At 70.2% G+C, this 10963-nt stretch carries 10 protein-coding genes; 4 read left to right on the forward strand and 6 right to left on the reverse strand.

What is annotated here, in order from left to right; genetic code table 11:
- Positions 1-4: 4 nt before the first annotated feature.
- A complete protein-coding gene (locus tag ACFWYS_RS41585) occupies positions 5-925 on the reverse strand; it encodes a carbohydrate ABC transporter permease (RefSeq protein WP_384781305.1) in 921 nt (306 codons plus the stop codon).
- A gap of 17 nt (positions 926-942) precedes the next feature.
- Complete coding sequence (locus ACFWYS_RS41590) at positions 943-1914, reverse strand: carbohydrate ABC transporter permease (RefSeq protein WP_384781307.1); 972 nt, start codon at positions 1912-1914, stop codon at positions 943-945.
- Between the two features lie 168 nt (positions 1915-2082).
- Between ACFWYS_RS41590 and ACFWYS_RS41595 the strand changes: the two genes are divergently transcribed.
- Both ACFWYS_RS41595 and ACFWYS_RS41600 read left to right on the forward strand, forming a co-directional pair.
- Positions 2083-3243, forward strand: a complete 1161-nt coding sequence (locus tag ACFWYS_RS41595) for an ROK family protein (protein WP_384781309.1) — start codon at positions 2083-2085, stop codon at positions 3241-3243.
- A 99-nt stretch (positions 3244-3342) separates the two neighbouring features.
- A complete protein-coding gene (locus ACFWYS_RS41600) occupies positions 3343-3528 on the forward strand; it encodes a hypothetical protein (protein ID WP_384781311.1) in 186 nt (61 codons plus the stop codon).
- Between the two features lie 283 nt (positions 3529-3811).
- Here ACFWYS_RS41600 and ACFWYS_RS41605 read toward each other — a convergent pair whose 3' ends face one another.
- Both ACFWYS_RS41605 and ACFWYS_RS41610 read right to left on the reverse strand, forming a co-directional pair.
- Entirely contained in the window at positions 3812-5179 is a 1368-nt protein-coding gene (locus ACFWYS_RS41605) for a S1 family peptidase (RefSeq protein WP_384781312.1), read from the reverse strand.
- Between the two features lie 96 nt (positions 5180-5275).
- Positions 5276-6292: a hypothetical protein gene (locus tag ACFWYS_RS41610; RefSeq protein ID WP_384781329.1), complete on the reverse strand. Its 1017-nt coding sequence runs from the start codon at positions 6290-6292 to the stop codon at positions 5276-5278.
- 25 nt (positions 6293-6317) lie between these two features.
- On the opposite strand from ACFWYS_RS41610, the gene ACFWYS_RS41615 reads away from it, so the two are divergent.
- Complete coding sequence (locus ACFWYS_RS41615) at positions 6318-7496, forward strand: MalY/PatB family protein (RefSeq protein ID WP_384781314.1); 1179 nt, start codon at positions 6318-6320, stop codon at positions 7494-7496.
- A 50-nt stretch (positions 7497-7546) separates the two neighbouring features.
- On the opposite strand, the gene ACFWYS_RS41620 is transcribed toward ACFWYS_RS41615, so the two are convergent.
- The gene (locus ACFWYS_RS41620) at positions 7547-8767 is read right to left on the reverse strand and encodes an FAD-dependent monooxygenase (RefSeq protein ID WP_384781316.1); all 1221 of its coding nucleotides are present in this window, start codon (positions 8765-8767) and stop codon (positions 7547-7549) included.
- Positions 8764-10158, reverse strand: a complete 1395-nt coding sequence (locus ACFWYS_RS41625) for an MFS transporter (protein WP_384781318.1) — start codon at positions 10156-10158, stop codon at positions 8764-8766. Before ACFWYS_RS41625 ends, ACFWYS_RS41620 begins: the two co-directional genes overlap by 4 nt.
- Positions 10159-10226: 68 nt before the next feature.
- Here ACFWYS_RS41625 and ACFWYS_RS41630 point away from each other — a divergent pair, with 68 nt between their 5' ends.
- Complete coding sequence (locus ACFWYS_RS41630; RefSeq protein ID WP_384781320.1) at positions 10227-10859, forward strand: TetR/AcrR family transcriptional regulator; 633 nt, start codon at positions 10227-10229, stop codon at positions 10857-10859.
- Positions 10860-10963 lie beyond the last annotated feature (104 nt).

Here is a 10963-nt window from a genome sequence, read left to right on the forward strand (position 1 = left end):
TCCCTCACTTGATCCCGGTGAAGCCGATGGTGCTGACGATGCGGCGGGCGAAGCAGGCGAACAGCACCAGCATCGGCAGCGCGGCGATGAGCGTCGCCGCCGTGAGCCCCGACCAGTCGACGCCGGTGGCGGGGGTCTGCGCCCGGAAGATCGCCAGGGCCACGGTCAGCACCCGCGAGCTGTCGCTGTAGGAGACCATCAGCGGCCAGAAGTAGTCGTTCCACGACGTGATGTACGTCAGCACCGACAGTGTGATGACCGGTGTGGACGCCATGGGCAGGATCAGCCGGAAGAAGATCCGCACCTTCCCGGCGCCGTCGAGCAGCGCCGCCTCCTCCACCTCGTGCGGGATGTTCATGAAGAACTGCCGCAGGAAGAACACCGCGAACGGCGTCATGAACAGGCTCGGCAGCGCGATGCCCAACAGGCTGTCCACCAGGTGGAGTTCCTTGATGAGCACGAAGTTCGGCAGCAGCGTGAAGACGGTCGGCACCATCAGCCCGGCCAGGAACAGCGCGAACACCTTGTCCCGGCCGCGCCAGCGCAGTCGGGCGAAGGCGTACGCGGCCATCGCGGAGAAGAGGATCTGGCAGCCGGTGATCAGGGTCGAGACGATCACCGAGTTGAGCAGATAGCGCCAGAAGTCCAGCCCGCCGCCGGCGCCTCCCTGGGCGACGGCCTCCTGGGCGGACTGCAGGCCCAGGGCCCGTTCGAATCCGCTGGTGCTCAGATCGACGGGGAGAAGATCGGCAGGGGCGGAGTTGAGGCCCGCGTTGGTGGACAGCGCGGTGCGCAGGATCCAGTAGAACGGCAGCAGGGTGATCAGGACGATCAGCGCCATCACGGTCCAGGCGAGGGCCCGGCCGGGGGAGAACCTGCGGCGCTGCGGTCGTACGGTCGGGGTGGGTGCGGTCACGGCGGCCATGTCGATGTCTCCTTCCCTCAGCCGAGATCCGTCTGGCCGGCCCGGGTGAGCCGGTACTGCAGGACGGTGATCGCGCTCAGCACGACCAGCAGCGCGACGGACATCGCGGAGGCGTAGCCGAACTGGAAGCGGCCGAAGGCGGAACCGTAGATGTAGTACTGGAGCACGTTGGTCGCGTTCGCGGGACCGCCCGCGGTCGTCACGGCGACCGTGTCGAAGACCTGGAACGAACCGATCACCGTCATGATCAGCACGACCGCGAGGACCGGGCGGAGCAGCGGCATCGTGATCCGCCAGAACATCCGCCACTCGCTCGCGCCGTCGACCTTGGCCGCCTCGTACATGTCGCCGGGTATCGCCTGGAGGCCGGCGAACAGCAGCAGCGCGGTGTAGCCGACGTGCCGCCACACGTTGATCAGGGCGATGGTGGGGATGGCCCAGGTCTCGTCGTTGAGGAACGCGATCCGGTCGACGCCGAGCGCGCTGATGATCTCGTTGCCGATGCCCAGCTGGGTGTCCAGGATCCACAGCCAGACCAGGCCCGCGACCACGTTCGACATCAGATACGGCGTGAGGACGATGCCGCGCAGCAGCGCCGACTGCGTCAGCCGGTGCAGCAGTACGGCGATGGCGAGTGCCGCCACCGTCTGCACGCCGATGTTGATGAGCACGTACTCGACGGTGACCGCCAACGAGTCCCAGAAGATCGGGTCGTGGACCATCCGCACGTAGTTGTCCAGGCCCACCCACTCCGCCGGCGTCAGCAGGTTGAAGCGGGTGAAGCTCAGGTAGATGCCGCGCAGCGTCGGCCAGAGCAGGAAGACGACGTAGCCCAGCATCGCGGGGGCGATGAACGCCGCGGCGAGCCGCCCGTCCCCCTGGTTCTCGCGGGGCGTCGGCCGCCGCGTCCTCGACTTCGTCCCGGTCCCGGCCCCCGTGGCGTCGCCCAATGGCAGACGCGACGGAGGGCTGCTGGAGGCGATGGTCATCGGGAGACTCCCTCGTCTGCGGCTCGCTCGTCCTCGGCCACTTACTTTTGTGGCGAAAGAATCCAGCCGTCAAGAGGTGCGGGAACATCTTCTGTGGGCCGCTCCGGTCCGCCTACAATGATCTGGTTGGTTTCATGAAGAAAAAAATCATGTGGGAGCCTGACGACCATGACCGCACTAGCCGCCAGCTGGCTTCCGCTCAGCCCCGGTGAACGCTCCGTGGCGATCGAGGTGCTCCTCGGCGGCCCCCTGTCGCGCACCGAACTGGCCCGGCGGCTCGACCTGTCCGCGGGCAGCCTCACCCGGCTGACCAAACCGCTGATCGAGTCCGGTCTGCTCGTCGAGGTCCCCGAAGCGGGCGCCCCGGCCGTGGTGCGGCAGGGGCGCCCGTCCCAGCCGCTGGACGTCGTCGCCGAATCCCGCTCCTTCGTCGGCTTCAAGATCACCGAGGACATGGTCTACGGCGTCGTGACCACCCTCAGAAGCGAGATCGTCGCCCGCCACGACCGCCCTCTGACCACGCACGATCCCGCCGGAGTCGTGGCACTGCTGGGGGAGATGACCGACCGGCTCGCCGGTGACCACCCCCGCCTCGCCGGGATCGGCATCGGTGTGGGCGGTCTCGTCGAGGACCGTGCCGTGGTGGGCGAGTCCCCCTTTCTGCACTGGAGCGACGTCCCGCTGGCCGAGCTGGTCGAGGAGCGCACGGGGCTGCCGGTCGTCCTGGAGAACGACGTGGCCGCCCTGGTCGAGGCCGAGACCTGGTTCGGTGCGGGCCGCGGCCTCGACCGCTTCGTCGTCCTCACCATCGGCGCCGGCATCGGCTACGGCCTCGTCCTCGGCGGAAAGCGGGTGCCGTACGCCGAGGAGGACCGCGGTTTCGGGCGGCACTGGATCGTGAACCCCAACGGACCGCTCACCCCCGACGGGGCGCGTGGCAGTGCCGTCTCACTGCTGACCATCCCCAACATCCGGTACCAGGTGCAGGCCGCCACCGGCCGGGACCGGACATATGAGGAGATCCTGGAGCTGGCCGCGGCGGGGGAGCCGCTGCCCGCCCGGGTGATCGAGGAGGCGGCCCGCGCGCTGGGCACCCTGGTCGCCCAGATCGGCAACTTCGTACTGCCGCAGAAGATCCTGCTCGCCGGAGAGGGGGTGGGGCTCATGGACGTCGCCGGCAAGACCGTGACCGAGACCATCCGCGCCCATCGGCATCCCCTCGCGGCGCCGATCGACCTGGAGACCAAGGTGTCCGACTTTCACGACTGGGCGCGGGGCGCCGCCGTACTGGCGATCCAGGTGCTGGTGCTGGGGGCGGCGGACGCCTGAACTCGGCGATCTGCGTTGACAGATGGACGTGATCAGCAACACGTCCGGTATGCCGGGTTTATGCGACCTTACTCACAGCGCCTTCACCTCTGGCGCCGTATGCTTCACAGCATGTCCACCACTGTTGAAATCGCCTCCGATCGATCGGCTGACGAGGTCAACGAGGAGATCCGGGCGCTGTGGCGCCGGTCGGGCGGGACACTGAGCGGCGAGCAGCGCGAGGAGTACCAGCGGCTCGTTCTGGAGTGGGCCGCAGCGGCCCCGCAGTCGGAGAAGGCGGCCTGACCGGGCGCCCCCGGCGCAGCCCTCAGCCCCCGCCTCGAAAACCTTCCTCGGCCTGCCCTCGGCCCTCATCTATGATCGCCTCGCCCCAGCGCGAGGCGATCGCCAGTTCGCGTGCCGGGTCCACCCTCGCGTGCCGGGTCCACCCGGAGCAGATGGCTGCCGCACGGCTGCCGTGAGTGCCGCGTCGGCCACTCCGTCCATGCCGCCCACGCAGTCCCAGGGGGGTGCCGGACCGCTCCCGCTCTCCGGCACCTTCCCGTCGTACAGCGCCGCCGAGCGACCGTCAGCCCCACGTCGCCGAGTAGTAGCGCCGGTACGCCTTGCGGTCCTGTTCCGCGCGGATGAAGCGGGTCGCCACCAGGGCGACCAGGCTGCCGGCGACCACCAGCAGGCCGGGGCCGACGTTCTTCGGGTCGGCGAGGCGGGCCAGCAGGGTCTCGGCGGACGTGCCGGCGATCGGGGCCGATGAACCGGGGGAGGCGTCGCCGGGGGCGATCGCGCTCTGGGTCGGGGACGTGGACGGGGCGGCGCCCTGCTGGCCCGCGCCGTTTCCCGCCGCGACCAGCAGCTTGACGTTCAGCGCGGTCAGCGCCTTGGTCACGGGCTGGAAGAACGTCGTACCGCCCGCTTTGCAGTCGCCGCTGCCGCCCGACGTCACGCCCAGCGCGATCCCCTCGGAGAACATCGGACCGCCGCTGTCCCCGGGTTCGGCGCACACGTTCGTCTCGATGAGCCCGGTGACCGTGCCCTCGGGGTAGTTGACCGTGGCGTTGACCGCCGTCACCTCGCCGTTGCGCAGCCCGCTGGTGCTGCCGCTGCGGAACACCCGCTGCCCGACGGCGGGATCCGCGGCGCCGGTGATCCGCACGCCCTTGCCCTGACCGATGGACACCACGTCGGCGCCGGCGCCCGCGTCCCCGCTCGCGTACTGCACCAGGGAGAAGTCACCGCCGGGGAAGCTCTGCTGCACGGTCTGCCCGATCTGCCGGCTGCCCTGGTTGTCGGCGAACCAGATGGAACCGTTCGGCCCGCAGTGCCCGGCCGTGAGGATGAAGTCGCGCTGTCCGTCGGTGACGTTGAAGCCGGCCGAGCAGCGCCCGGCGGTGGACAGCAGCGGCAGCGCGCCGTTGAGCCGCGTCGTGAACGTGCCCTCGGTGCGCTCCATCCGCACGAAGCCGCCGATGCCGCCCGCGACGTCCGTCATCCGGGACCAGTCGGCGGACGAGACGGTGCTGTCGCCCTGTACGACCACCTGGTTGGAGCGGTAGTCCATGACCCACGCCGTGCCGGGCACCCGGGGTGCCGAACGCAGCGTCGACGTCGCCGACTTGAACTCGTCCATGCTGTGGTCGACCATCTTCGCCTCGGCGCCGGCCTTGCGCACCTCGGCCGCCGCCTGCTCGTCGGTGACGGCGACGACCGCCTTCCCGTCGGCCCCGATCCAGGTGCCCGCCGTACGGGACGTGCCCAGCCGTGCGACGAGATCGCTGCCGGTGCCGGCCGCCGTGGCGGCGTAGGTGCGCGGGACGGCGGAGGGGTCCGGTGGTTCGCTCGCCACGGCGCGTGTGACCATCGTCCCCCCGAGGAGGAGTCCGCCGACGGCCGCCAGCCGTGTCACTCGCCGGACGAGACGTCGTCGTGCGTGCCTCATGCATGGCTCCCGAACCAGTACAGCGCGGCATCAAGGCCGCGGGGCCCTCCCGGAGTTGAGCACCCTCACTCCATACGTGGCCCGGCCCGCCCGTGTTCACCGCACAGGTGATCCTTCTCGCGACGGCTCCGCTCCGAGCACGGCCCAGCTGCGCTCCTCACCCCATATGGATGCCGGATCCACATACGGGCGCAGCAGCGTGGTGAGCACCGGATCGCCGTGCCCGTTCAGCTCGTCGGAGGCGATCTTGCGGGCGATCCCGGCGAGGAAGTCCGCCAGCTGCACCCGGGGGTCGAGTCGCGAGTGCACCAGCCGCAGCCCGCCGAAGCCGATCCCGGCCCGCCGGGCCGTCTCCTCGATCCAGGCGACACGGTCCGGCGTCAGCATGTTCTGCCGGTCGTGCACGAGACACACGGACCGTCCCCCCGCACTCCAGTGCGCGGCCGTTCTGACGATGGAGGGCAGCAGGGGATTGAGGACGGGAATGAGGGGCGGTCCGTCCAGCAGCCGGGCCCGATAGGAATCGGCGAGCGACCGGGATGCCGCGAGCTGCCGTAGCGTTTCCGCCAGTTCCGTACGGCAATGCGCGCGCCGCAGCACGCCCACCGTCCGGAAGAATGCGTCGATGGGCTCCTCGGGCGCACCGCCGTTCCTGACCCGCAGCAATTGGTTGGCGGCCGTCAGGAATTCCCGCCAGAGTCCGTCGCCGAAATCCCGCCGCCCGGCCCGGTACAGGCCGAGCGCCTCGGTACCGTCGCCGAGCAGCAGGTCGACGGCCCGGTCCACGACGAAGTACGCCTTCTCGACCAGATGCACCTGGGCGTTCCCGTGGATGGGCCCGGCGGGCGCGAGCAGCCATTCCAGTACCGCCCGGTGTTTCTCCCGCAGCAGATGGTTCGCCTTGTACTCCTCCGCGGGCGAGCGAATACGGTCCCGGATCTCCTGCACATACGCGCCGGCCGAATCCATGGGCATCCGCACACTGGCATGGGCGAACACATCGGTGTTCCCGCCGGTGAGATTCTCACCGTCCGACCCCGACTCGTCGCAGGCCACTTCCAGGAATGGGCCGACTGTCCCAGGCCACTCCCCGTCCTCGCCGTTCCCGGCCACCGCACAGCCCCCTATCTTGTGCTCCATGACCAGGATCCCGCACGAGACGTCCGGTGAACCAAATCCTTTTCGCGCCCTCACCCTCGACCGCCTGCGACGCCGTACGAGCATGAAGTGGCGCGCCTACCCCGAGGACGTCCTGCCGCTGTGGGTGGCCGAGATGGACGTACCGGTGGCCGAACCCGTCGTCCGCGCCCTCACCGAGGCCCTCGCGCTGGGCGACACCGGCTACCCGGCGGGCACCGGCTACGCCGAGGCGCTGGCCGGGTTCGCCGACAAGCGGTGGGGCTGGGACGGGCTCGCCGTGGAGCGGACGGCGATCGTGCCCGATGTGATGCTCGGTGTGGTCGAGATGCTCAAACTGGTCACCGGGCCCGGCGATCCGGTCGTCGTGAATTCCCCCGTGTATCCGCCGTTCTACCAGTTCGTCGAGCACATGGACCGGCAGGTGATCGAGGCCCCGCTCGGCGCCGACCTGCGCATCGACCTCGATGTGCTGGAGGGGGCCTTCCGGCGGGCGACCGAGGGCGGCCGTCGTGCCGCCTTCCTGCTGTGCAGCCCCCACAACCCGACCGGCACCCTGCACACCGCCGACGAACTGTCCGCCGTGGCCGCCCTCGCCGACCGCCACGGCGTGCGCGTCGTCGCCGACGAGATCCACGCCCCGCTCGCCGCGGGCGGCGCCGAGTTCGTGCCGTATCTGAGCGTCCCGGGCGCCGAGAGCGGGCTGTCGCTGATGTCGGCGTCGAAGGCGTGGAACCTGGCCGGCCTCAAGGCGGCCCTCGCCATCGCGGGCCCCGCGTCGGCCGCCGACCTGGCCCGGCTGCCCGAGGAGGTCAGCCACGGACCAAGCCACCTCGGCGTCATCGCCCACAGCGCCGCCCTGCGCGACGGCACCGGCTGGCTCGACGCCCTGCTGGCCGGCCTCGACGACAACCGGCGCCTCCTTGTCGACCTTCTCGCCGAACACCTCCCCGCGATCACCTACCGGCCGGGCGAGGCCACCTATCTCGCCTGGCTCGACTGCCGCGCCCTCGGCCTCGACGAGGACCCGGCGGACGTCTTCCTGCACCGCGGCCGGGTCGCCCTGAACTCCGGCATCCCGTTCGGCACCGGCGGCGCGGGGCACGTACGGCTGAACCTGGCGACATCGCCCGAGCTGATCGCGGAAGGGGTACGGCGGATGGTGACGGCACTCGGCTGACCCCGGCCGGCCCGGGCCCAGCACTTCGGTGCGAGCGTTTCGGTCCGGAGTCACCTCAGGGGCGTGAATTCCGGCAGGGTGAGGGCCGAGTGAGCCGGCCGTCCCGCCGCGGCGGGCATGGTGCTGAGCTTGCGCAGCATGTCGTTGCGCTGCTCCAGGGCCCGAGCGGTGGTGGGGAAGAGCGTGGCGTCGCCCTCGCCGATCTGGTCCTGGTTCACGGTCACGAACTCTCGGGTGTGGCGTTCGTAGGCGGCGAAGCCCGCGGCGGCGTCCCGGTGGGCCAGGGAACCGGCGAGCATGTACGCGCCGACGAGCGCGAGACTGGAGCCTTGCCCGGTGAGGAACGAGGGTGCGTACGCGGCGTCGCCCACCAGCGCGACCCGGCCGCTGGACCAGCGGGGCATGCGGATCTGGCTGACCACGTCGACGAACAGGTCCTCCGCGTCACGCAGGGCGGCGATCATGCCCGGGACTTCCCATCCCGCGTCGGCGAAGGCCCCGGCGACCAGGTCTCGTTGGGCTTCCGGGTCGCGGAACGCGTCGAAGGGCGGTTCCGGGCGGGCGAAGTTCAGGAAGGCGTGCACTTCGTCGTCGTCCCCCACGGCGTACAGGGCCGCGGCTCTGCCCGGGGTGTTCCACATCGTGATCTCGCGGGAGAGACCGAGGGTGTTGCGCATGGTAAACCCGGCGAAGCAGTACCCGAGATAGCGGTGGAACCGCTCCTCGGGGCCGAACACCAACGCCCGGGTACGCGAGTGCGGGCCGTCCGCACCGAACACCATGTCGAACCTGCGCCTGCCGCCCCCGCGGAAGGTGACGTCGACCCCGTGGCCGGACTGGTCGAGGGTGTCGATGGAGTCGTTGAACAAGAACTCCACGTCGTCACGGACCGCCGAATAGAGGGCCTCGGTGAGATCCCCGCGCCGCACCTCAAGGTCCCGTCCCGCGACACTGCCGGCGACGGAATGCGGGGTGACCGAGGCCACCTCGCCGCCGTCCCCGTCGAGGAAGGTGAAACGGCGCAGGTCGATGTGCGCGTCCCGCAGCCGGGGCAGGATCCCCATCCTGCGAACGACCTCCAGGGCGGTGCCGCGTACGTCGACGGGGTAGCCACCGCTGCGCAATGCGGGCGCCTTCTCCACCACCGTGACCGCGTATCCGTAGCGGTGCAGCCAGAACGCGAGGGCGGGACCCGCGATGCCGGCCCCCGATATCAGGACCTCACGGCGGGGCGTGGGCCGGATGTGCGTCGACGGGGCGGTGCGGGTCATTCCTTGACTCCTTTGCGCAGGGTGCGGACAGCGAGCAGGGAGAGCGCCGTGACGGCGCCGGCGATGAGGAAGCCGGTCACGAAGGCCGATTCGACCGGGTCCTGCGCCCCTGGGCGGGTCCCGGCGGCGAGGAAGGCACCGCTGACCTGTGCGCCCGCGGCGAAGCCGATCACGCGTGTCACCAGGACCAGGCTGGTGGCGGTTCCGGTGTGGCCGTGATCGACGGAGGTGGCGGTCTTGACGACCATCGCCGTGATGCAGACACCACTGGCCAGCGCGACCAGTGCCTTGCCGACGACGAGGTGCCAGACCCCGGTGTGCAGGAACGCCAGGCCGGTCAACGTGGCCGTCATGACGCCGATTCCGGCGGTGACCACGGCGGTCGAGCCGTAACGCCGGGCCGCGGCCCCGCCGAGCGGCCCGCTGATCGCGCCCGCGACGGCGCCGGGCAACAGGTACCGCCCGATGTCGGTGGCGCCGGCCCCGAAGCCGTAGCCGTCGGCGGACACCGCGAACAGCTGCGGAACGAGGAACATCGACACCGCGGTCCCTACGCAGACGGCGAAGGTGATGGCATACGAGCTCCATATCGCGGGCCTCGTCACCAGGCTCAGATCGACCATCGGTGAGGGCGACCGGCGTTCGACGGAGATCCATCCGGTCACGAGGAGGGCCAGGAGTACGACGAGGGCGCCGAGTGCGAGTGGGCGGCTGCCGAGTTCGGGTGCCATCGAGAGCCCGAGCATGAGCGTCAGCAGGATGCCGCTGAGCAGAGCCAGGCCGGGCCAGTCGATCCTGGCGTCCGACCGGGCCGGCGGATCGTCCGGCAGCAGCCGGTGGACCAACAGGGTCGCCGCGACGATCGCGATCGTCGGGAGCGCGAACATCCAGTGCCGGGACAGCCCTTCCGCGATGGGCCCGGCCATCAGCGTGCCCAGCATGCCGCCGCCCACGAACAACCCGCTGACCACTCCGATGGCCACCTGGGACTCGCCGCTCGGCAGGTGCTTGCGTACCAGGATGAACGACAGGGGCATCGCGCCCACCATCGCGCCCTCCAGTACCTGACCGAGCAGCAGCACCGGCAGGTTCGGCGCCAGCGAGGACACCAGACCACCGGCCGAGACCACCGCCATCAGCCGGAGCATCACCCGTTTCCCGCCGTAGCGGTCACCGAGATTGCCCGCGACGGGCGTGACGAGAGCACCGGTGATGAGCATCGTGATGCTGAGTAACGCCCCTTGAGCAGGGCTTATCGATAACTCGCGTTGCAACAGCGGGAGCGTCGGTGTCACCACCGACTCCAGGGCCCCGGTGGCGGCGGCCAGCATGCCGAGGGCTCCGACAGCGGCCTTACCGACGCGGACCGGGGGAGCCAGGGTCGTGGTCATGAACGTCCTTTCCTTCATCGGAGACAACTACACTACACGGTGTAGTAAAGTCGGGATAGGATGCGGCCATGCCGACCACGAAGACACTGCGCGAGGGGTCCACGCAGAAGCGGGCCGCCATCCTCACCGCGGCCCGGGAACTGTTTCTCGCCGACGGCTTCGACCGGACCAGCGTCGACGCGGTCGCCGCCCGGGCCGGGGTGTCCAAGCGGACGGTCTACGACTACTTCGGCGACAAGCAGACGCTGCTGCGGGCGGTCGCCGACGGCGTCGGCCAGTCACTGATCACCACGATCCGGCGCATCCTCGACGACACCCTCACCGACCCGACCGAAGCCGCCGACCTTGAGGACGTCCTGGTCACGTTCTCGATGCGCATCGCGACCGACATGCTCGGCTCGGCCGAGTACGCCACGCTGCAACGACTCGTCCGGGCGCAGGCCCGTCACCTGCCGGACGGGGGCGAGAACTCCATGGCCGACACCCCGGACGAGGCACTCGCCGAGCGGTTCGCCGTCTTCGCCGCCGCCGGACTGCTCGACGTCCCCGACGCCCGACTCGCCGCCGACCAGTTCATCGCGCTGACCTTCGGAGTCGCGCTCAACAGGTACGGTTCCGCGAACGCCGCGGAGGACCCCCGCGTCCAGCCGCTCCTCGTCGAGGGAGTGCGGACCTTTCTCCGGGCGTACCAGGCCAAGTAGGTGAATCAGTACAGGACGCGGCGAAAGGGCCCCCCCCGAGAAACCGGGGGCCTGAGGACCGAAAACCCGGTGGGTGGTGGTACACCCCCCCCCCCCCACGGTAA

Source organism: Streptomyces sp. NPDC059010 (assembly GCF_042740355.1).
GTDB lineage: Bacteria > Actinomycetota > Actinomycetes > Streptomycetales > Streptomycetaceae > Streptomyces.

Coding starts and splice junctions, on each gene's coding strand:
- ACFWYS_RS41585 (WP_384781305.1), bottom strand. CDS start 925: ATGGCCGCCGTGACCGCACCCACCCCGACCGTACGACCGCAGCGCCGC.
- ACFWYS_RS41600 (WP_384781311.1), top strand. CDS start 3,343: ATGCTTCACAGCATGTCCACCACTGTTGAAATCGCCTCCGATCGATCG.
- ACFWYS_RS41615 (WP_384781314.1), top strand. CDS start 6,318: ATGACCAGGATCCCGCACGAGACGTCCGGTGAACCAAATCCTTTTCGC.
- ACFWYS_RS41630 (WP_384781320.1), top strand. CDS start 10,227: ATGCCGACCACGAAGACACTGCGCGAGGGGTCCACGCAGAAGCGGGCC.
- ACFWYS_RS41625 (WP_384781318.1), bottom strand. CDS start 10,158: ATGACCACGACCCTGGCTCCCCCGGTCCGCGTCGGTAAGGCCGCTGTC.
- ACFWYS_RS41595 (WP_384781309.1), top strand. CDS start 2,083: ATGACCGCACTAGCCGCCAGCTGGCTTCCGCTCAGCCCCGGTGAACGC.
- ACFWYS_RS41605 (WP_384781312.1), bottom strand. CDS start 5,179: ATGAGGCACGCACGACGACGTCTCGTCCGGCGAGTGACACGGCTGGCG.
- ACFWYS_RS41590 (WP_384781307.1), bottom strand. CDS start 1,914: ATGACCATCGCCTCCAGCAGCCCTCCGTCGCGTCTGCCATTGGGCGAC.
- ACFWYS_RS41620 (WP_384781316.1), bottom strand. CDS start 8,767: ATGACCCGCACCGCCCCGTCGACGCACATCCGGCCCACGCCCCGCCGT.